This is a genomic window from Yersinia antarctica (assembly GCF_056636475.1).
The window spans coordinates 4,393,715-4,413,355 of the sequence record NZ_JBSJQF010000001.1 but is presented as its reverse complement, the minus strand read 5'-3'; the positions used below and the strand labels follow the sequence as shown (position 1 = coordinate 4,413,355).

Sequence of the window (19,641 nt, the reverse complement as noted above, 5' to 3'; positions counted from 1 at the left end):
ATTTCCCGCTGCCACACTTGCAGCGGATAGCAAGGAGAGATGTGTGAGGCGACTGCCCAGGATAATATTTGCGACAGGCGCCACAATGATTGTTGTGGTGGCACTGTTGGTCAGTGGGCTACGCATGATGCTGCCTCTCATCAACGACTATCGTCTGCAAATCGTGGCCAAGGTTCAGTCCATCAGCGGTATTCCACTGGAAGTGGGGTTCATGCAGGGATCGTGGGAACCGTTCGGCCCAACGTTGGAATTGCGCGATATTCGCGCTAAATTGCCGAAAGCCGATTGGCAGGTGCAGCGGGTGACCCTTGCGCTTGATGTGTGGCAGTCACTGTTGCACTGGCGCTGGCAGTTCCGCGATATGACCTTCTATCAGTTACAGTTAGATTTGAACACCACACTGGATATGCAGCAAAACAGCAGCCGCAATCTTGAAGCGAGTAATCTGACTGATATCTTCCTGCGTCAATTAGATCACTTTGATCTGCGTAACAGTCGTGTCTCATTCCTCACCCCATCTGGCCCGCGCGCTGAATTAGAGATTCCACAACTCACTTGGCTTAACTCCCGGAACCGGCATCGCGCCGAGGGGCAGATCAGCCTGTCGACCATTAATGGTCAGCACGGTGTGGTGCAGGTGCGGATGGATCTACACGATAATCAGGGCATCCTAAATAATGGCATGGTCTATATGCAGGCCGACAAGATCGACCTGAAACCGTGGATCAGCCGCTGGCTGCACACCAATACCGGGCTGGACAATGCGGAATTTAGTCTGGCGGCCTGGCTGAGTATCAAGAGTGGCACTATTTACAGTGGCAATGTGTTACTCAGTGAGGGGCAGGCCAATTGGACTGTCGCGGGCAAATCACATCAGTTGGCGGTAGATGATTTTGTGTTGGAAGGCCGCCGTCAGGGTAATGGTTGGCAGGTTGATGCGCCGGAGCTAAGACTGAAAACCGATGGTCAGGCATGGCCTAAAGGGCATTTATCTGCCCTGTGGTTACCGGAGAACACGCAGTTTATTGGCCCAGACCAATCCCAGGAGTTACGCATTCGCGCCGCCAATATTCAGTTGGAGCGGGTGGGGCCACTGTTACCGACCTTGTCACTTTTTACCCCTGAGCTGATGAATCGTTGGGCGGATTTGCGGCCACAAGGGAATATTGATGCACTGGCATTGGACATTCCTATCAGCCAACCAGAAAAAACCCGTTTTCAGGCTAAATGGCACAATATCAGTTGGCAACAATGGGATTTGTTGCCGGGGGTTAATAATTTTGCCGGTGCGCTGAGTGGTTCCGCAGCGCGTGGGCGGTTGGATATCAATCTCAAAGACAGCCTATTACCTTATGGTGATATGTTCCGCGCGCCGCTGGAAGTTAGTCAGGCCAGTGGTACAGTCAACTGGCAGATTGATGATAAAGGCTGGGAACTGTGGAGTGACCAGCTCGATGTCCGAGCTAAATCGCTGTGGGGCAACGGCAGCTTCCACTATCAGCAACCCGATATTGGGCAGCCATGGCTGAAAATCCTGACCGGCATCCGCCTGTATGATGCGGCCGATGCATGGCGCTATTTCCCTGAACCGCTGATGGGTAAGAAGTTGGCAGATTATCTGACCGAGGCGTTACAGGGTGGGCAGGTAGACAACGCAACACTTATTTATAACGGCAATCCTCATGATTTTCCTTATAAACATAAAGAGGGCCAGTTCCAGGTTTATGTGCCACTGCGTAACGCCACCTTCCAATTCCAACCAGATTGGCCTGCGTTAGAGAATTTGGCAATCGACCTCAATTTCCTCAACGAAGGTTTGTGGATGGATGCCCCTCACGCGATGTTGGGTAAGGTCACTGGCAGTAATATCAGCGCGATTATCCCTGACTATCTGAAAGAAAAGCTGTATGTCGACGCCGAAGTGGTTGGCGAAGGGCGTGATATTCATGACTACTTTACGGAGACACCACTGCATGATTCTGTGGCGGAAACTCTGGAAGAGCTGCAAGTCGGCGGTAAAGTTAGTGGGCGCTTACATTTGGATATTCCGTTGGAAGAAGACCGTATTACCCACGCCAGCGGCGAAGTGACGCTCAATAACAGCAGCTTGTTGGTGAAGCCATTGCAAAGCCAACTGGAAAACATCAGTGGCAAGTTCCGCTTCAACGATGGCAATCTTGATAGCGATACCTTATCCGCTAACTGGTTTGGGCAGCCATTGACGGTTGATTTCACTACGCAAGAGCAGCCAAAAAACTTTTTGGTGAATGTTGGGTTGCGTGGTGACTGGTTACCGGCCAAGTTGCCCGGCGTTCCCGCTGATGTCGCGAAATTGCTCAGTGGTAGCGCCAATTGGCAAGGCAAAGTCGCCGTACAATTACCGAAAAATGGCAAGCCAGACTATAAAATTGATCTGACGGCTGACCTGAAGAAAGTAAGCAGTCACTTACCTGCTCCACTAGATAAAACAAGTGGTCAGGCATTACCCATGCATGTACAGGTGGTGGGGGGGCTGGAGGCGTTTACCCTCTCCGGCAGTGCTGGCAGCAACAATACATTCAATAGCCAATGGTTGTTGCAAAAAGAACAAGTAGAGCTGGCGCGGGCTATCTGGCAATCCGACAGCAAAAAAGTCCCGCCACTGCCGGAGGATAAAGGTTTGGTCCTTAAACTACCGGCACTGGATGGTGAGAGTTGGTTGGCGTTGCTGGCACCGGAGTTTACCAGTGTCAGCACACCTTTTAGCGCATCAGTACCAGCAAAAATAAAAGGCAATAAATCCAATGTGATACTTCCTACCCGGCTGACTTTACAGACGCCACAGCTTTTGGTTGGTGGGCAGGCTTGGCACCAACTGACACTGCTGGTTGAGCCATTATTAACCGGTACTCACGTCACGGCAAAAGGTCAGGAAGTGGATGGTAGCCTGCTGATGGCCGAACATGGGCCATGGCATGCTGATATCGATTATCTTTATTACAACCCGCAATGGACCACGCACGAAGCACAAGATCCCCTGGCGCAAGCTGCGTTGCAGGAGCCACAAACTGCCAGTAAAATTTCGTTCCGTGATTGGCCTGCGCTGCAATTACGCTGCAAATCTTGTTGGATTCTGGGGCAAAATGTTGGGCGTATTAACGCAGATCTGACGCCGAAAGGCTCGGTGCTGACGTTAACTAACGGCTTGATTGAGGCTGGCAATGGGCGGGCTAAAGTTTCCGGCCAATGGCAGCAAGACAGCAATGGCGATAAAACCGCGCTTAATATCGCGCTGAGCGGGCCGAAGATCGATGAAACCATTTCATTCTTCGGCCTGACAACACCGATAAAAGATGCCTCTTTTGATATCAATGCCGATGTTAACTGGCGTGGAGTCCCGTGGCAGCCACAGATTAATACCCTGAATGGGGCATTAAAGAGTAGATTGGGCAGAGGCCAACTGAGCGATCTCGGTGGTGGGCGCGCCGGTCAGTTACTGCGTTTGGTCAGCTTTGACGCACTATTACGTAAGCTCCAGCTTGATTTTAGTGATACGTTTAGTCGTGACTTTGCGTTTGATTCTATTCGGGGCACGGCCAATATTAACAATGGTGTAATGCACACCAATGATTTAGTGGTGGATGGATTGGCGGCCGATATTGCCATGAGTGGTAATGTGGACTTGGTTAAACGCCAGATAGCCATGGAAGCGGTTATTACACCAGAGATTTCTGCCACTGTCGGCGTCGCAACAGCCTTTGCGATCAACCCAGTGGTTGGGGCTGCGGTATTTGCTGCCTCGAAGATATTAGGGCCATTATGGAGCAAGGTTTCGCTGATTCGTTACCAGATTACCGGTAGCTTGGATCAACCAACCATCCATGAAGTATTACGCCAGCTAAAGGAGAGTAAGGCGCCATGAAAAATGCCAATGTTGCATTATTGCAGTTATGCAGCGGTGAAAATACCCGTGACAATCTGGCTCAAATTGAGCAGCAGATCAAACAGTTAAACTCTGGTATTAAACTGGTTATGACGCCGGAAAATGCACTGTTATTTGCCAATGCTGCCTCTTATCGACACCATGCCGAGCAACATAATGACGGGCCGCTGCAACAGCAAATTCGCGAGATGGCACGCCATTACGGAGTGTGGATTCAAGTGGGCTCCATGCCGATGATAAGCCGCGAGTCACCGGAGCTTATCACTACCAGTAGCTTGCTGTTTGATGACCAGGGCGAACTTAAAGCTCGTTACGACAAAATTCACATGTTTGATGTGGATATTAACGATATTCATGGCCGCTATCGTGAATCTGATACTTATCAGCCGGGTGAACAACTGACGGTGGTTGATACACCGGTAGGCCGCTTGGGCATGACGGTTTGTTATGATTTACGTTTTCCAGGCTTATTCCAAGCTTTGCGGGCGCAGGGGGCTGAGATTATTTCGGTGCCGGCGGCCTTTACCAAAATGACCGGTGAAGCTCACTGGGAGATTTTATTGCGCGCACGGGCGATTGAAAACCAGTGCGTGATACTGGCCGCAGCACAGGTAGGGCGTCATGGCGCCACCCGCCGCACCTGGGGCCACACTATGGCGGTTGATGCCTGGGGTAAAATATTAGGGCAGAACCCAGATGCGGTTGCTGCCTTAAAAGTAAAAATTGAAACCACAGGTTTGAACATTATCCGTAATCAGATGCCGGTATTGCAGCACAATCGCTTCCTGCCGTCTCCGTTGCCGTCATCGCATAAACCATCATCTAATTAAAGAGTGAAAACTATGAGCCTCTCGTTTGTCAGTGAGCAGTTACTCGCTGCTAACAAGCTGAACCATCAGGACTTGTTCTCAGTGTTGGGGCAGTTGTCTGAACGCCGCCTCGATTATGCTGACCTGTATTTCCAGTCCAGCTACCACGAGGCCTGGGTGTTGGAAGACAGCATCATCAAAGATGGCTCGTACAATATTGATCAGGGTGTGGGTGTGCGCGCGGTCAGCGGTGAAAAGACTGGTTTTGCTTATGCCGACCAAATCACCCTGAATGCTTTACAACAAAGTGCTCATGCCGCACGCAGTATTGTGCGTGATAACGGTAACGGTAAAGTGCATACCTTGGGTGAGATTCACTATCAGGCGCTTTATCCCTTGCTAGACCCGCTACAAAGCTTGTCGCGCGAAGATAAAATTGCGCTGCTCCATCGGGTCGATAAAGTGGCCCGTGCTGCTGATAAGCGGGTGCAGGAAGTCAGTGCCAGTTTGACCGGTGTCTATGAGCAAATCCTGGTCGCGGCCACCGACGGCACGCTGGCGGCAGATGTGCGCCCATTAGTGCGGCTGTCGGTCAGCGTATTGGTGGAAGACAACGGCAAACGCGAACGCGGTGCCAGTGGTGGTGGTGGTCGTTTTGGTTATGACTACTTCCTCGAAACTGTGGATGGCGAAGTGCGAGCTGATAACTTTGCCAATGAAGCGGTCAGAATGGCACTGGTAAATCTGTCGGCTGTTGCCGCCCCTGCTGGCGCTATGCCAGTAGTCTTAGGTGCAGGTTGGCCGGGTGTATTGTTGCACGAAGCGGTCGGTCATGGTTTGGAAGGTGATTTCAACCGCCGTGGCAGCTCAGTCTTCAGCGGCCAAATGGGTAAGTTGGTGGCTTCAGAACTGTGTACCGTGGTGGACGATGGCACCATGCAAGGTCGCCGTGGCTCTTTGGCCATCGACGATGAAGGGGTGCCGGGCCAATACAACGTGCTGATTGAGAACGGTATTTTGAAAGGTTACATGCAGGATAAGTTGAACGCGCGCCTGATGGGCGTTGCACCGACCGGTAATGGCCGCCGTGAATCCTACGCGCACTTGCCAATGCCACGGATGACCAATACCTATATGCTGGCCGGTAAATCGACACCGGAAGAGATTATCGCCAGTGTGGAATATGGCCTGTACGCGCCTAACTTTGGCGGCGGTCAGGTGGATATTACATCCGGCAAGTTTGTGTTCTCAACCTCCGAAGCTTACTTAATCGAAAAAGGTAAAATCACCCGTGCGGTGAAAGGGGCCACTTTGATTGGTTCTGGCATCGAAGCCATGCAGCAGATTTCGATGGTCGGCAACGATCTGGCGCTGGATAAAGGTGTCGGCGTTTGCGGCAAAGAGGGGCAAAGCCTGCCAGTTGGCGTCGGCCAACCTACTTTGAAGTTAGACAATCTGACGGTGGGTGGCACGGCGTAGGGGTTGATAGTTGGATGCTCAGTTTAGTTCTCAACTGGGCATCCAATAGCTATAGTATATTCAGCGATATCCCTGATATACCTCAGCCACTCGTTTAAAGTACTCGGTCAAATAGTCGATACAGACCTGAACTTTAAGTGGCATTTTATCTTTCTCGGTATAGAGCGCATATACTGGGCGCGGATCTGAATGGTATTTTTTAAACAGTATTTCCACCTCGCCGCGTTTAATTTCCTCTATTACCCACATTAACGGTGCGTAAGCAATACCCGCCCCCGCGTTAAGCCAACGGATCATGGTTTGTGAGTCATTGGTGACAAAGCGGCCCTGTGGCGATATTTGCGTGGTAATACCTTCTGGCGCGATTAGCTCAAAGTTACTGTCTGGTCGCACGCTATATTCCAGCCAGGAGAAATTGGTCATATCACTGGGTTTTTCTGGTGTACCATGTTGTGCTAAATAACTTTTGGCGGCGCAGACCACCATCGGCATGGAACCAAGGCGGCGTGAAAATAGCCCCGAATCCTGTAATGCACCAACGCGGACCACCACATCTAAACCATCAGCAATTAAATCCGGTGCCGGAATGCCGGTGACCAGATTAACGGATAGGCCGGGATACTCTTTCAACATCTCTGCTGTCATCGTTGCCAGTACATTTTGTGCCATCGTCGATGAGCAGCCGATGCGTAAGGTTCCGGTTGGGGTGTTGTTAAAGGCATAGAGTTGTTCATGGACTTCCTGTACTTCCTGCAACATGCGCCGACAACCCTGATAGTAAATTCGGCCTGCCTCAGTTAAACCAATGCGGCGAGTACTGCGGTTAAGCAGCTTAACATTCAGCTCGGTTTCCAGTTTTGACACTGTTTGGCTAATCGACGACACACTCATTTCTAACTGCCGTGCGGCGCCAGTAAAAGACCCACACTCAACCACCTTGGCAAATACTGACATCCGTTTTAGTCTTTCCATGGTTCACCCTGAGTTGATTGCTAACGCTTGATTGTTAACTGTAGCTTAAAAGTGATTTAGATCACACATCGTAGATAAGGTGATAATAAGCAGGCTAATATACTGCTGTCGGGAGAATCGTTTTAGGTTTGCAAGCCACGCTGTCGAAGTGTTATCTCGCCTCGCTAAGGTTACAGTCATGTTGCTTAGTTAAGTTTAACCTACAAGTTAGTCTTATGGCTGGTTCACCGGCACCCTATAATAGAAAGGATCTACAGAATGACGTTGCTTCCGGTGATGGTGATATTTGGCCTCTCTTTTCCGCCAATATTTTTTGAGTTGCTCCTTTCGCTGGCGCTGTTCTTTGTTTTGCGCCGTGTGCTACAACCTACTGGTATTTATGAGTTTGTCTGGCATCCAGCACTCTTTAATACCGCGCTGTATTGTTGTCTTTTCTATTTAATATCCCGTCTTTTTTCCTGAGGTCGCCGTGAGTACTTTTTCATTAAAAATAATCCGTATCGGCATCACCTTATTGGTGGTTTTACTGGCGGTTATCGCTATTTTCAAAGTTTGGGCTTTTTATACCGAATCACCCTGGACCCGTGATGCCAAATTCACTGCCGATGTGGTGGCTATCGCACCGGATGTCAGTGGCTTGATCACCGATGTGCCGGTAAAAGACAATCAACTGGTGCAGAAAGGGCAGATTTTGTTTGTTATTGACCAACCGCGCTACCAGCAGGCGTTGGCTGAAGCCGAGGCCGATGTGGCCTATTACCAAACACTGGCGGCGGAGAAACAACGTGAATCCGGCCGGCGGCAACGTTTGGGGATTCAGGCGATGTCACAAGAAGAAATTGACCAGTCCAACAACGGATTACAAACCGCCAGGCATCAGTTGGCAAAAGCTATCGCGGTACGAGATTTAGCCAAACTTGATCTGGAACGCACCACCGTGCGCGCGCCTGCACAAGGCTGGGTGACGAATCTGAATGTTCATGCCGGGGAGTTTATTAACCGTGGCGCTACCGCTGTTGCACTGGTGAAAAAAGATACTTTCTATATTTTGGCCTATTTGGAAGAGACCAAGCTGGAGGGGGTTAAAGCCGGGTATCGGGCGGAAATCACCCCACTGGGCAGCAACCGTATTTTGCACGGTACTGTCGACAGTGTCTCCGCCGGTGTCACCAACAGCAGCAGCAGTGTCGATAGCAAAGGGTTGGCGACGATTGACAATAATCTGGAATGGGTGCGGTTGGCGCAACGAGTACCGGTGAAGATCCGTTTGGACAGTGAAGATCAACAGCATCCCTATCCCGCAGGGACGACGGCTACCGTGGTGATAACCGGGGCGACTGATCGCAATCCTAATCAGGCTTCACCGATTGTTAAGTTGATGCATCGCCTGCGTGAGTTTGGTTAAGATGAACAGCCCGACATTTATTCGCCTGCGCTTTGCGTTCAAACTCAGTTTTGCCATTGTGGCCGCGCTGTTTCTGGGCTTTCATCTGCAATTGGAAACACCACGTTGGTCGGTGCTGACGGCGGCCATTGTTGCTGCTGGCCCGGCATTTGCTGCGGGCGGTGAGCCATTCTCTGGTGCGATTCGTCATCGAGGCTGGTTACGTATTATCGGGACATTCATCGGCTGTATTGGTGGTTTGGTTATCATCGTTCTGACTATCAGAGCACCAGTATTAACCCTGATGCTTTGCTGTTTGTGGGCTGGCGTTTGTACTTGGATCTCCTCACTGGTTCGGGTTGAGAACTCTTACGCATTCGGGCTGGCGGGTTACACTGCGCTGATTATCATTGTCACCACCGGTGAAACGCCATTACTGACACCGCAGTTTGCTGTCGAGCGCTGTAGCGAGATTGTGCTGGGGATCGTCTGCGCGGTGATGGCGGATCTGCTGTTTTCACCACGATCGATCAAGCAGGATATTGATCGTCTGGTCGATAAGGTGCTGGTAGATCAATATAAATTATTGCAGTTATGTATTCGTCCGGCAGAAAAAAACGATATCGATCGGGCCTGGAATGATCTGGTTAAAAATACCACGGCACTGAATGGGATGCGTAGTTATCTGATGATGGAATCTTCCCGCTGGCAGCGTTGTAACCGCCGCTTACGGGTGTTGCACACGGCGTCATTAGCCCTGATCACTCAAGCCTGCGAAACCTATCTGGTATTGATCAATCATCCCGACTTACTCAGTGCCGAGCTGAACGTGATGCTGAGTGAACCGGCAGAGACGCCGGCTGAAATTCATCAGCAGATGAAGAAATTGCGTCAATATATTGGCGGCAGTCACAGTGCGGCGATCCCTGCGACCATCAGCAGTTGGGTGGGGGCGGCGACACGTTATTTATTGCTATCAAAAGGGATTCATACCAACAGCAGTATCAGCCGGGTGGAAGAAGGTATTCTGGACGGCGATGAGCCAATCAAACATGTTTCAGCCGAAGGTCATCATGCGATGATCAATGGCTTGCGTACCGGTATTGCTACGGCGATCGGCGGCCTATTCTGGCTGTGGACTGGCTGGACATCTGGGGCGGGCTGTATGGTCATGATTGCGGTGGTGACCTCACTGGCAATGCGCACCCCCAATCCACGGATGGTGGCGATCGACTTCCTGCTAGGGGTGATTATGGCGCTGCCTATTGGGGCGCTCTATTTCATGTTTATTATCCCTGCGACCCAGCAAAGTATGCTGTTGCTGTGCATCAGTCTGGGATTACTGGCATTTATTATTGGTATCGAAGTGCAAAAGCGCCGTCTTGGCTCGCTGGGAACATTGGCCAGTACTATCAATATCATGGTGTTGAGCAACCCGATGGAGTTTAATGTCAGTATGTTCCTCGACAGTGCGTTGGGGCAGATTGTCGGCTGTTTCGTTTCTCTGATTGTGCTGTTGTTGATCCGCGATAATGCCAAGGACCGAACCGGCAGAACCTTGCTAAACCGCTTTGTTTACAGTGCGGTATCGGCATTGACCACCAATAAAGTCCGCCGCAGCGAAAACCATCTACCGGCGTTGTATCAACAACTGAATCAATTATTGATGATGTTCCCCGGTGATATTGATAAGTATCGACTGGCATTGACGCTGATCATCGCCCATCAGCGGCTCAATAACACCGAGATCCCAGTTAATGCTGAATTGAGTGCTTTTCACAAACAGATCCGCTATACCGCCGATCGGGTTATTAATGCCAAAAATGACCAGAAGCGGCGCTATTACTTCGCCCGTTTACTACAGGAATTAGATCAATATCAGCAAAAATTAGTCGATTATCAATCGCCTGATTCTGTTATCCGCCCGGTAAAGCGGTTGGCGGATATGTTGCATCGTTATCAGAGTGCGCTTATCTAGCGATACTCTTCGTCCTTGAAACCACAGGGTTGTTAGCGGCGCTCACTTACCCGAATCACTGACCTGAGTCAGCTCATCGGGATGCATTCACTGGCAGCCTACCTGTGATTCCAATGACTTTGAGTATCCCCTTTAGAGTGAAACCACAGGGTTGTTAGCGGCGCTCACTGACCCGAATCACTGACCTGAGTCAGCTCATCGGGATGCATTCACTGGCAGCCTACCTGTGATTCCAATGACTTTGAGTATCCCCTTTAGAGTGAAACCACAGGGTTGTTAGCGGCGCTCACTGACCCGAATCACTGACCTGAGTCAGCTCATCGGGATGTGTTCACTGGCAGCCTACCTGCAACTCCAAGTTCTTTGGGTATATACTTCATAGTGAAGCAACCTTCCTCGCCCTCCATTGATGGGGGCATCCTTTCCCTCAGGAGGTCGACAAGATGTCAGCACAAAATCTATTACGCGATCCATTGCACAATCCATTACAAAACCAACGACACAGCGACGGTGTGTACCATATCGGCTATTTTGTTGGTGGTAAATGGCATCAGGCGCAGGACACTTTCGACGTACATAACCCTGCTACCGGCCAGTTGGTGGCGAAAGTGGCTAAATCGGGTACCCAAGAAACTGAAGCCGCGATTAAGGCCGCCAGTGCGGCTTTCCCCGCTTGGCGAAAAACACCCGCCAAGCAGCGGGCGGAAATTCTTCAGCGTTGGTATTTGTTGATTATGGAACATCAGCAATCATTGGCTGAGATAATGGTTTCTGAGCAAGGTAAACCATTGAAAGAAGCCTTAGGCGAGGTCGCCTATGCCGCCAGCTTTATTCAATGGTTTAGTGAGCAGGCCAAACGTGCCAATGGTGAGATTATTCCGCCAGCCAAAGAGGGGGCACGCATTCTGGCAACTCGCGAACCGGTTGGTGTGGTGGCGGCCATCACGCCGTGGAATTTCCCGCTGGCAATGTTAACCCGCAAACTGGGGCCAGCATTGGCTGCCGGTTGTACCGGATTGATTAAACCGGCCAATAACACGCCGTTATCCGCTTTTGCTTTACTGGCATTGGCAGAGCAAGCCGGTGTGCCCGCTGGCGTGCTCAATGGTGTTGCGGGCGATACGCATGCCATCAGTGATGCCATCATGGCCAGCCCGGAAGTGCGTAAAATCTCCTTTACCGGCTCAACCGAAGTTGGCAAAACCTTAATGCGTAATGCCGCAGCCACCATGAAGAAAATTTCCATGGAACTGGGCGGTAACGCGCCGTATATCGTGTTTGATGATGCTGATTTGGATGCCGCAGTTGCTGGTGCGATGGCGTGTAAATTCCGCAATGCCGGGCAGGTGTGCGTGTGCGTCAATCGTTTTTACATTCAGGATGGTGTGTATGACGAGTTTGTCAGCCGTTTAGCCATTGAGGTTAAAAAACTGAATGTTGGTAATGGTATGGATAAAGACGTCAATATGGGGCCATTGATTAATCTCGCCGGGCTGGAGAAAGTTGAGGATCACGTCAAAGATGCGCTTGAGAAGGGCGGTCGCCTGCTGGCGGGGGGCAGTCGTCATCAACTGGGGGGAAATTTCTTCCAGCCTACAGTTATTGCCGATGCTAATGAGCAGATGAAAGTCGCCTCTGAAGAGACATTTGGCCCACTGGCTGCCTGCTTCCGCTTCAAAACCGAAGAGGAAGTTATCAAACGAGCTAATGACACGCCGTTCGGGCTGGCAGCTTACTTCTATACTCAGAATCTACAACGTGTATTCCGGGTTTCAGATGCGTTGGAAAGCGGTATGATTGGTGTCAATGAAAGTTCAGTTTCTACTGAGCTGGCACCTTTCGGTGGTGTTAAAGAGTCTGGCCTTGGCCGTGAAGGGTCAGTGCTGGGGTTAGATGAGTTTATGGAAGTCAAAACCCTGCATTTGGGTAATTTATAAATTGGATTGGTGAATAAAACGTGGGCATGGGTTATCGCAATGAGCAGCACAACAGCTATTGGCAGCCTGAGGGTTAAGGAGAACCATGAATAAACGACTTATGGCCATTCTGGGCGCAATACTGTTGCTGGCAGTGGCGGCATTGCAGGGGATTGGCGGTGTCACGGCGCGTGATATCGGTCAATCGGCGGATCTGGAACGCCCACCTTTATCGGCATCTGCATCGATTGAACAATTGACCCAGCACCAGCAGGTGGCTAAATACCTACAAGTGCATCATCGCCTGCCGGATTTTTACCTTACCAAGCAGCAGGCGCGTGCGCAGGGCTGGGATCCCAAAGACGGCAATCTGTGTAAAGTATTGCCAGGCAGAGCGATTGGCGGCGATCGTTTTTCTAACCGTGAACGCCAACTGCCTGAGGCGAAAGGCCGTAACTGGCGTGAAGCCGATGTTAATTATCGTTGTGGGCATCGCGGTAGCGATCGTTTGCTGTACTCCAATGATGGCCTGATTTATCTAACTCAGGATCACTACAAGCGTTTCATTCGGATGGAGTGAGAAGATGGTAAAAGTGGTATTTGATTTTGACCATATATCCGATCTTCCTGCATTTTACCGCGCATTTTGCCAAAAATTTGCGCTGAGCGAAGATTTTGGCGCCAATCTGGATGCTCTGTGGGATGTGGTCACAGGTGAGATAGCCTTACCGGTAGAGATTGAATTTATTCATTTCAATCACCGCCACAAACGCCGCTTCGGTGCGATTGTGCTGCTGCTTGAGGAAGCGGAAGAGGAGTTAGCAGGCAGCCTGCGTTTCAATATAGTGTGAATTAGCCTTCTTGAGTCGGGAGCCGAGTCAGACCCGGCCCCGCCCGATTATTGCTGCTTTTCAGACAGTTCACGCAGATATTGGAAGATCTGACGGAATGATTTCGGTGGCTTGTTAGTGGCTTTCTCTTTCTGGGCATTACGTATCAGGCTACGCAGTTGTTGGCGATCCGCATCTGGATATAGATCCAACACCGTAGGGATCGCGACATCACCTTCTTCAACCAAACGGTCACGCAGCATTTCCAGCTTGTGGAACAGCGAGATTTGTTGGTTATGGCGATTTTTCAGCTTATCCAATGCGGTTTGGATAGGTTCTACATCACGGGCACGTAGCATTTTACCAATTAACTGGATCTGGCGGCGGCGGCCTTCTTTCTTGATTTTCTGTGCCAGTTCAACGGCTGCCAGCAGATCTTCATCCAGTTGGATTTTCTCCAGCGCATTTTTACCCAGCTCAACCAGCTCGGTGCCGAGTTCTTTCAGCGCTTCGGCATCACGTTTAATTTCACTTTTACTGACCCAGATAATTTCATCGTCATCTTCGTCTTTATCTTCTGGGACTTCATCTAGCCAATCTTCGGGCTGTTTGTTCATGGTCAAATTCCTTAAAAAGAGGCTAATCGTAGCAGGTTGTTGGCTTTCTGCGAAATAGTACAAAGATCTCTGATAGACTCAGAACCATGGCGTTCTATATTGTATCCGTGTAAGTCGTCGTGTTACGACTCTTTCCTGAACGATTATCTCATTAATTATGGCAGACTGATGAAAGTAGTCACTCAAGTTGCAGAACAGCGTAAAACGCTGGAACAAGCGGTTGCACAGGCTTTGGAATTGGCCCGTGTGGGTTCTGATGCGGCCGAAGTCGCTGTAAGTAAAACCACCGGAATTAGTGTCAGCACTCGCTTTGGTGAAGTGGAAAATGTGGAGTTCAACAGCGATGGTGCGCTGGGAATTACTGTTTATCACCAGCAGCGTAAAGGTAGCGCGTCTACCACCGATTTAAATCCAGATGCAGTCGCCCGCACGGTGCAGGCTGCGCTGGATATTGCTCGTTACACTTCACCTGATCCCTACGCTGGCGCGGCAGATAAATCGCTGCTGGCTTTTGAGGCGCCTGATTTGGACCTGTTCCATCCGAGCGATTTGGATGCAGAACAAGGTATCTTGCTGGCCGCCCGGGCGGAGCAGGCTGCATTGCAGGCCGATAAGCGGATTACCAATACCGAAGGTGGCAGTTTTAACAGCCATTATGGCATCAAGGTGTTTGGTAACAGCCACGGCATGTTACAGAGCTATTGCTCAAGTCGCCATTCGCTTTCCAGCAGCGTTATCGCTGAACATAATGGTGATATGGAGCGAGATTACGCTTATACCATTGGCCGACGGATGGAAGATTTAGCCAGCCCGGAATGGGTTGGTGAGGAGTGCGCTCGTCGTACTTTATCCCGCTTATCGCCACGTAAACTGCCGACCATGCAATCACCGGTGCTGTTTGCCGCTGAAGTGGCGACCGGCTTGTTTGGTCACTTGGTTTCGGCGATCAGCGGCGGCAATATCTACCGTAAATCGACCTTCTTGCTCGATCATTTGGGTAAACAGATTTTACCTGAGTGGTTAACTATTGAAGAGCACCCACATTTACTGCGTGGTCTGGCTTCGACCCCGTTCGATAGTGAAGGTGTGCGTACTTTACAACGGGAAATCGTTAAAGATGGGGTACTGCAAACCTATCTGTTGACCAGCTATTCAGCCCGTAAACTGGGGCTGCAAAGTACCGGTCATGCTGGTGGTATCCATAACTGGCGTATTGCCGGTCAGGGGCAGGATTTCGCCGGGATGCTGAAGCAATTGGACAAAGGTTTGGTGGTAACTGAACTGATGGGCCAGGGAGTCAGTACCGTAACCGGTGACTATTCCCGCGGCGCGGCAGGTTTTTGGGTTGAAAACGGTGAGATTCAGTATCCAGTCAGTGAGATAACGATTGCCGGTAATCTGAAAGATATGCTGCGTAATATTGTCAGCGTAGGCAGTGATATCGAAACCCGCAGTAACATTCAGTGTGGCTCTGTTTTATTACCTGCGATGAAGATTGCGGGCGAATAACATCGTGTAGCTTCACACCTAAAGCTGGCATTGGTTGCTGGCTTTTTTTTTGATTTTTATTCAGCCCTCATCTCATTTCTTAATTGATTACAAGAAATCATTGTCAGTTTCAGTGTCTATTGCCTATGTTAAGTGTGAGCAATGTACTAATGATCAGTATTTCAATAACAATAATCCCATCCCCAATTTGGTCTTGCTGCGAAACCCTGCTGCAACGCCACGTTAGAAGGGTATAGAAGGAATGTGAGCATGGGTAAGAAAATGATGGCGTTAATGGCGGCGGTGTTACTCAGCGCCAGCACTTTAGCGATGGCTGCCAGCGTGGCTGATAACATGGAAACCATTGCTGATAATTACGGCAAAGTGTTGAAGGCTGACTCTACTGATGTGATGAAGCAAGGCTTGCAGGCGATGCGTGCAGCGGCGCAGGATGCACAAAAGGGCATACCTACCAAGTTGAAGAGTAAAGGCGAGGGTAGCGCGGAGGTGAAGGATTTCCGTCATGGTTTGGACTTATTTATCGGGCAGATTGATGGTGCGCTGGCATTAGCGAATCAAGGCAAGCTCGATGAAGCTAAAAAAGCAGCGCAAGACTTTAAACCGACCCGCGATACCTACCATAAAAAGTATCGTTAATAATCCCTTTCACCCGAATCACTGACTTGAGTCAGTGATTCGGGGCTTGTCCATTTACCGCCTGGCGGTAACGCCAATGGCTTTGGTAATAGTGTTAGCGGTGATATTCACCGGCTGCTTCTGGCTGGTACAGCAGTTCTAACACAGTAATGCGGGCTTCATCCCCACCTGGTAGCTTCCAACTAATTTCATCATTGACGTGCAGCCCCAGCAATGCCGCGCCCAGCGGAGCCATCACGGAAAGTTGTTCGTTACTGTCTTGTAGCGATGCCGGATACACCAGCGTGCGGATATGCTCTTCCTGGTTATTCAGATCGCGAAAACGCACACGGCTATTCATGGTCACCACATCTGCCGGAATGGCGTTTGGTGGCAGAATTTCTGCACGATCCAGTTCTTCATTGAGCGCTTGAGCGACCACTGTACCGGCAAAAGCCGGTTGCGCCAGTAACGCATCCAAACGTTCAGCATCCAGCTCGTTAATCGTGATGGTTGGCTTGGTCATACCACTCTCCAATTCAATTTCAGCAAAACATAAAAACAACACCCCCACGCCATAGGAGAGGGGGTGTTAGAAAATAGCTTAATATTGATCTGATATTAGGCGCTTCTGACTAGAAAAGAAAGAGATCAGGATCACGAACTTTTTTCCACTACAAACCGCACTGACGTATTTATATAAAAGTTATTTTGTTGTTAATGATTAAGTTAACTATCTAACAGGCGTTTTTTGCGAAAGTGATCCCACCGGTACATTACATTTCCACTTTGAACTGGAAAAAAAGCCGCTACACAGCTATTCCGCTTGCAGGTAGGGTGATGTTACAGCGCAGAGAGAAGATAACTGAACTTATCTTTATCATCAGAAAGTTGTTACAGACCTTAAATAATTCGAGTTGTGGGTAGGCGGCAAAGGAGTGAGTCCCAGAAGTAAATCACTAGGGCGAGAAAACGTAGCCAACGGCCCTACAACCTGAAGTATGACGGATATAGCAAAAATAGGGGATTGCCAGCGTGAATGATGTAGCCGCATTAAATGCCGCCGAGGAACCTGGAAAAGAAGAGGTAATGATTATTACTGAGCGGGTATTAGCTGAAATTACCGCAATGTTAAATAGTGAAAATATTTTTACCAATAAAGTTCAGCAACAAATGTTGACATCACATATCCGTGCCATGGTATTGCGTTCCATAACTGGTGAGCCATTACCTGAAGTGGATAAATCATTATTTGATGAGATTTCAGCACATTCGATGCAAATGGCCCAGCAAGTGGTCGATAAATTTGCCAATTTGCCCATTGAAGAAGCCTATTTGTTGTCGGTGCATTTTGAAGTAGCGAAAGACAATAACCCATAAAACAGTGATCTGGAGAAGTGACTATGAGTCAAATTACCGTTGTGATTGGCGACCGTTTAGGTAAAGGCCAAAAAGTGGGCCAGGGTGTTGAATTGGCTGGTGGCCGCGTAGTGGTTATTCCCGGTGTTGCCGCAGACATGAAATTGGGTGATGTGATGAACAGTGAAAAAGCTGACTTTGGCATTTCATTCTGCGGCAGTGGCGGTGCGGGCGCTATTACGGCGCAAAATAAATATGGTTACAAAGCAAAATACGGCATGCGTTCTGTTGAAGAAGGCGTGACGGCAATAAATGAAGGCTGCAAAGTGCTGGGCTTCGGATTTATGGATAAAGAAGAATTAGGCCAGAGATTAGTCGACGCTTATATCAAGAAATACGGTCAACCGTAATGAAAGAGCAATATACCACTCAGGTGCAAGTGAAAGGTAAAGGCGATACTAAGGAAAAAGCTTTCGCTAATGCACTCGGTAATGTCCAGAATACGGTGTTGAAATCGACACAAAATATTCTGTTACGGATTGAGCCACAAGACGTAAAAGTATTAAACGCAGAATTATCAGTTAAAAATGAGAAGTTTTTATTCTTTTTCCTGCCGCGTGAAAGAAAGACATATAGCGTTGAATTAGATATTACCGTGAACGTGACAATTATTAATACGGATAAGGTCGTCTTCATATCTAAATGAAAAGGATATACTGATGTTTCTAATCATTCTTTTTAAGTCGATTATTATCGGCGGACTGGTCGGTGTGGGGGTAGGTGTTGGGGCCGCCCGTATGTTTCATGCACCGACAATACAGGGGATGGGGGCATTTCGTACCCTGGGCGAACTGAACTCATGCGAGGGAGATCCTGCATCGCACTTCTCCTTTGGATTAGGTTTCTTCTTCAACGCCTGGGCCTCTTCGGTGGCAGCAGGTGCCTTTACTCAGGACGTCGACCACCGCATCATTCCTAACTGGGGTGTCGCCGCATTAATGATTAAAAATCGTAATGTAGCGGAAACCATGCATAACCCGAAAAAGATGGCAATTGCCTGCGGGATTATCGGGGTTATTGTTGTCAGTTTCCTAAACACCACTGCTTCTGCGGTACCAGCAGCATTACAGGTTACGGCCATTAAAGTATTGGTACCAGCAGCAAATATTCTGGTTAACACCGTGATGCCGGTTATTTTCTGGCTGGCGGCTATTGATGCCGGGCGTCGCTCTGGTTTCTGGGCCACTATTTTTGGCGGGTTGGCTCAGCTAATTATGGGTAACGCTGTACCTGGTCTAGTGTTGGGTATTTTAATTGGTAAAGGTGTTGAGGAAAGCGGCTGGAATAAAGTGACTAAGATCATGATGACAGTGATTGTTCTGTTATTTGTGCTCAGTGGTTTCTTCCGCGGATTCGATCTGAAATTCCTGGAGTCATTTAGCCTGAGCGCGCCGGTTTGGCTCGATACCATTCATAACGCATTGAGCGGAAAATAATACAACGAGAGGAGCTTGATGATGGATGAACAAACCAAGAATAATTTCTGGTATGCCGACTGGTCATTTCCGATCTTTGTAGGATTATTATCCTCCGGCGTATTTGCGGGTACTCATATGTATTATTTATATGGTATCGGTGCATTTAACGAAGTGGCATTTGTTTCAATGCTACGTGCTGGTATGGATACCGGTGTTTATGGTGCGGTGGCGGCATTTGGTGCCAGCTTCTTATTCGCCCGTATTATTGAAGGTTCGCTTGTCGGTATTTTAGATATTGGTGGCGCGATTCAAACCGGTGTTGGTCTGGGTGTGCCAGCATTATTACTGGGCGTCGGATTTGTCTTCCCGGTGGATAATTTTGCCGCCTCACTGGTAACCGGCCTGATTATTGGTTTAGCTATCGGCTATCTGATTATTTTGGCGCGTAAATTTACGATTAACCAAAGTAATTCTACTTATGGTGCCGACGTTATGATGGGGGCCGGTAACTCCTCTGGCCGTTTCCTCGGGCCATTGATTATCCTGTCAGCCATAACAGCATCAATTCCAATTGGGATTGGTTCTTTAGGTGGCGCTTTACTGTTTTATCTGTGGAATAAACCAATTACTGGCGGGGCGATTTTGGGTGCCATGATTTTAGGGTCTATTTTCCCAGTAGCTATTTCATGATGTCAGGGGTAAATATTCAAATTACCGGATATTTACCCTGCTAACACTGCTGCAACGTCAAGTAAGAAGGACATAATGGAGAA

Annotated in this window: 19 protein-coding genes; 16 read left to right on the top strand and 3 right to left on the bottom strand. The window is 49.3% G+C overall.

The genetic code is table 11. The features are described 5' to 3' along the window. Positions 1-43: 43 nt before the first annotated feature. From yhdP to tldD, 3 genes are read left to right on the top strand one after another with little or no spacing between them, the layout of a single operon-like run. On the top strand, positions 44-3,901 hold the full coding sequence (yhdP, locus tag ACWJJO_RS20425) for an AsmA2 domain-containing protein YhdP (protein ID WP_481091466.1): 3,858 nt from the start codon (positions 44-46) through the stop codon (positions 3,899-3,901). Beyond that, positions 3,898-4,752: a deaminated glutathione amidase gene (gene nit1 / locus ACWJJO_RS20420; protein ID WP_083162202.1), complete on the top strand. Its 855-nt coding sequence runs from the start codon at positions 3,898-3,900 to the stop codon at positions 4,750-4,752. The genes yhdP and nit1 overlap by 4 nt, the downstream gene beginning before the upstream one ends. Before the next feature lie 12 nt (positions 4,753-4,764). Next, entirely contained in the window at positions 4,765-6,210 is a 1,446-nt protein-coding gene (gene tldD / locus ACWJJO_RS20415) for a metalloprotease TldD (RefSeq protein ID WP_083162204.1), read from the top strand. A gap of 60 nt (positions 6,211-6,270) precedes the next feature. On the opposite strand, the gene aaeR is transcribed toward tldD, so the two are convergent. Beyond that, a complete protein-coding gene (gene aaeR / locus ACWJJO_RS20410; protein ID WP_050087664.1) occupies positions 6,271-7,182 on the bottom strand; it encodes an HTH-type transcriptional activator AaeR in 912 nt (303 codons plus the stop codon). Between the two features lie 258 nt (positions 7,183-7,440). Here aaeR and aaeX point away from each other — a divergent pair, with 258 nt between their 5' ends. From aaeX to ACWJJO_RS20380, 6 genes are all read left to right on the top strand, one after another. Then, positions 7,441-7,644 (top strand): p-hydroxybenzoic acid efflux pump operon protein AaeX, encoded by a 204-nt coding sequence (aaeX, locus tag ACWJJO_RS20405; protein ID WP_083162208.1) that lies wholly within the window; start codon positions 7,441-7,443, stop codon positions 7,642-7,644. A gap of 7 nt (positions 7,645-7,651) precedes the next feature. Beyond that, on the top strand, positions 7,652-8,587 hold the full coding sequence (gene aaeA, locus ACWJJO_RS20400; protein WP_050087662.1) for a p-hydroxybenzoic acid efflux pump subunit AaeA: 936 nt from the start codon (positions 7,652-7,654) through the stop codon (positions 8,585-8,587). A gap of 1 nt (position 8,588) precedes the next feature. Further along, positions 8,589-10,544, top strand: a complete 1,956-nt coding sequence (aaeB, locus tag ACWJJO_RS20395) for a p-hydroxybenzoic acid efflux pump subunit AaeB (protein ID WP_442850590.1) — start codon at positions 8,589-8,591, stop codon at positions 10,542-10,544. Positions 10,545-10,987: 443 nt separating this feature from the next. Then, on the top strand, positions 10,988-12,481 hold the full coding sequence (locus ACWJJO_RS20390) for an NAD-dependent succinate-semialdehyde dehydrogenase (RefSeq protein WP_420073001.1): 1,494 nt from the start codon (positions 10,988-10,990) through the stop codon (positions 12,479-12,481). 85 nt (positions 12,482-12,566) lie between these two features. Further along, entirely contained in the window at positions 12,567-13,040 is a 474-nt protein-coding gene (locus ACWJJO_RS20385; protein ID WP_193784767.1) for a ribonuclease, read from the top strand. Positions 13,041-13,044: 4 nt separating this feature from the next. Then, the gene (locus ACWJJO_RS20380; RefSeq protein ID WP_083162214.1) at positions 13,045-13,311 is read left to right on the top strand and encodes a barstar family protein; all 267 of its coding nucleotides are present in this window, start codon (positions 13,045-13,047) and stop codon (positions 13,309-13,311) included. A 47-nt stretch (positions 13,312-13,358) separates the two neighbouring features. Here ACWJJO_RS20380 and yjgA read toward each other — a convergent pair whose 3' ends face one another. After that, on the bottom strand, positions 13,359-13,907 hold the full coding sequence (gene yjgA, locus ACWJJO_RS20375; protein WP_083162216.1) for a ribosome biogenesis factor YjgA: 549 nt from the start codon (positions 13,905-13,907) through the stop codon (positions 13,359-13,361). Between the two features lie 168 nt (positions 13,908-14,075). Here yjgA and pmbA point away from each other — a divergent pair, with 168 nt between their 5' ends. Further along, complete coding sequence (gene pmbA, locus ACWJJO_RS20370) at positions 14,076-15,416, top strand: metalloprotease PmbA (protein WP_083162218.1); 1,341 nt, start codon at positions 14,076-14,078, stop codon at positions 15,414-15,416. A gap of 249 nt (positions 15,417-15,665) precedes the next feature. Next, the gene (gene cybC, locus ACWJJO_RS20365; protein WP_083162220.1) at positions 15,666-16,052 is read left to right on the top strand and encodes a cytochrome b562; all 387 of its coding nucleotides are present in this window, start codon (positions 15,666-15,668) and stop codon (positions 16,050-16,052) included. Positions 16,053-16,146: 94 nt separating this feature from the next. Here the strand turns inward: cybC and rnk are convergent, their stop codons facing one another. Further along, positions 16,147-16,557, bottom strand: a complete 411-nt coding sequence (rnk, locus tag ACWJJO_RS20360) for a nucleoside diphosphate kinase regulator (protein WP_083164033.1) — start codon at positions 16,555-16,557, stop codon at positions 16,147-16,149. A 509-nt stretch (positions 16,558-17,066) separates the two neighbouring features. Here rnk and ACWJJO_RS20355 point away from each other — a divergent pair. From ACWJJO_RS20355 to ACWJJO_RS20335, 5 genes are read left to right on the top strand one after another with little or no spacing between them, the layout of a single operon-like run. Next, positions 17,067-17,411, top strand: coding sequence for a PRD domain-containing protein (locus ACWJJO_RS20355; RefSeq protein WP_083162222.1), 345 nt, complete (start codon positions 17,067-17,069; stop codon positions 17,409-17,411). A gap of 23 nt (positions 17,412-17,434) precedes the next feature. Next, positions 17,435-17,800: a glycine-rich SFCGS family protein gene (locus ACWJJO_RS20350; RefSeq protein WP_083162224.1), complete on the top strand. Its 366-nt coding sequence runs from the start codon at positions 17,435-17,437 to the stop codon at positions 17,798-17,800. Then, a complete protein-coding gene (locus tag ACWJJO_RS20345; protein ID WP_083162226.1) occupies positions 17,800-18,096 on the top strand; it encodes a DUF4312 family protein in 297 nt (98 codons plus the stop codon). The genes ACWJJO_RS20350 and ACWJJO_RS20345 overlap by 1 nt, the downstream gene beginning before the upstream one ends. 13 nt (positions 18,097-18,109) lie before the next feature. Further along, positions 18,110-18,886, top strand: a complete 777-nt coding sequence (locus tag ACWJJO_RS20340; protein ID WP_481091465.1) for a DUF4311 domain-containing protein — start codon at positions 18,110-18,112, stop codon at positions 18,884-18,886. 21 nt (positions 18,887-18,907) lie between these two features. After that, the gene (locus ACWJJO_RS20335) at positions 18,908-19,558 is read left to right on the top strand and encodes a DUF4310 family protein (protein WP_481091614.1); all 651 of its coding nucleotides are present in this window, start codon (positions 18,908-18,910) and stop codon (positions 19,556-19,558) included. Positions 19,559-19,641 lie beyond the last annotated feature (83 nt).

What these genes read in the sequence shown, in the direction of transcription:
- pmbA (WP_083162218.1), top strand. Translation starts at nt 14,076, where the DNA reads ATGAAAGTAGTCACTCAAGTTGCAGAACAGCGTAAAACGCTGGAACAA.
- nit1 (WP_083162202.1), top strand. Translation starts at nt 3,898, where the DNA reads ATGAAAAATGCCAATGTTGCATTATTGCAGTTATGCAGCGGTGAAAAT.
- aaeX (WP_083162208.1), top strand. Translation starts at nt 7,441, where the DNA reads ATGACGTTGCTTCCGGTGATGGTGATATTTGGCCTCTCTTTTCCGCCA.
- ACWJJO_RS20340 (WP_481091465.1), top strand. Translation starts at nt 18,110, where the DNA reads ATGTTTCTAATCATTCTTTTTAAGTCGATTATTATCGGCGGACTGGTC.
- tldD (WP_083162204.1), top strand. Translation starts at nt 4,765, where the DNA reads ATGAGCCTCTCGTTTGTCAGTGAGCAGTTACTCGCTGCTAACAAGCTG.
- aaeB (WP_442850590.1), top strand. Translation starts at nt 8,589, where the DNA reads ATGAACAGCCCGACATTTATTCGCCTGCGCTTTGCGTTCAAACTCAGT.
- rnk (WP_083164033.1), bottom strand. Translation starts at nt 16,557, where the DNA reads ATGACCAAGCCAACCATCACGATTAACGAGCTGGATGCTGAACGTTTG.
- ACWJJO_RS20380 (WP_083162214.1), top strand. Translation starts at nt 13,045, where the DNA reads ATGGTAAAAGTGGTATTTGATTTTGACCATATATCCGATCTTCCTGCA.
- yjgA (WP_083162216.1), bottom strand. Translation starts at nt 13,907, where the DNA reads ATGAACAAACAGCCCGAAGATTGGCTAGATGAAGTCCCAGAAGATAAA.
- ACWJJO_RS20385 (WP_193784767.1), top strand. Translation starts at nt 12,567, where the DNA reads ATGAATAAACGACTTATGGCCATTCTGGGCGCAATACTGTTGCTGGCA.
- ACWJJO_RS20350 (WP_083162224.1), top strand. Translation starts at nt 17,435, where the DNA reads ATGAGTCAAATTACCGTTGTGATTGGCGACCGTTTAGGTAAAGGCCAA.
- ACWJJO_RS20335 (WP_481091614.1), top strand. Translation starts at nt 18,908, where the DNA reads ATGGATGAACAAACCAAGAATAATTTCTGGTATGCCGACTGGTCATTT.
- cybC (WP_083162220.1), top strand. Translation starts at nt 15,666, where the DNA reads ATGGGTAAGAAAATGATGGCGTTAATGGCGGCGGTGTTACTCAGCGCC.
- ACWJJO_RS20390 (WP_420073001.1), top strand. Translation starts at nt 10,988, where the DNA reads ATGTCAGCACAAAATCTATTACGCGATCCATTGCACAATCCATTACAA.
- aaeR (WP_050087664.1), bottom strand. Translation starts at nt 7,182, where the DNA reads ATGGAAAGACTAAAACGGATGTCAGTATTTGCCAAGGTGGTTGAGTGT.
- ACWJJO_RS20345 (WP_083162226.1), top strand. Translation starts at nt 17,800, where the DNA reads ATGAAAGAGCAATATACCACTCAGGTGCAAGTGAAAGGTAAAGGCGAT.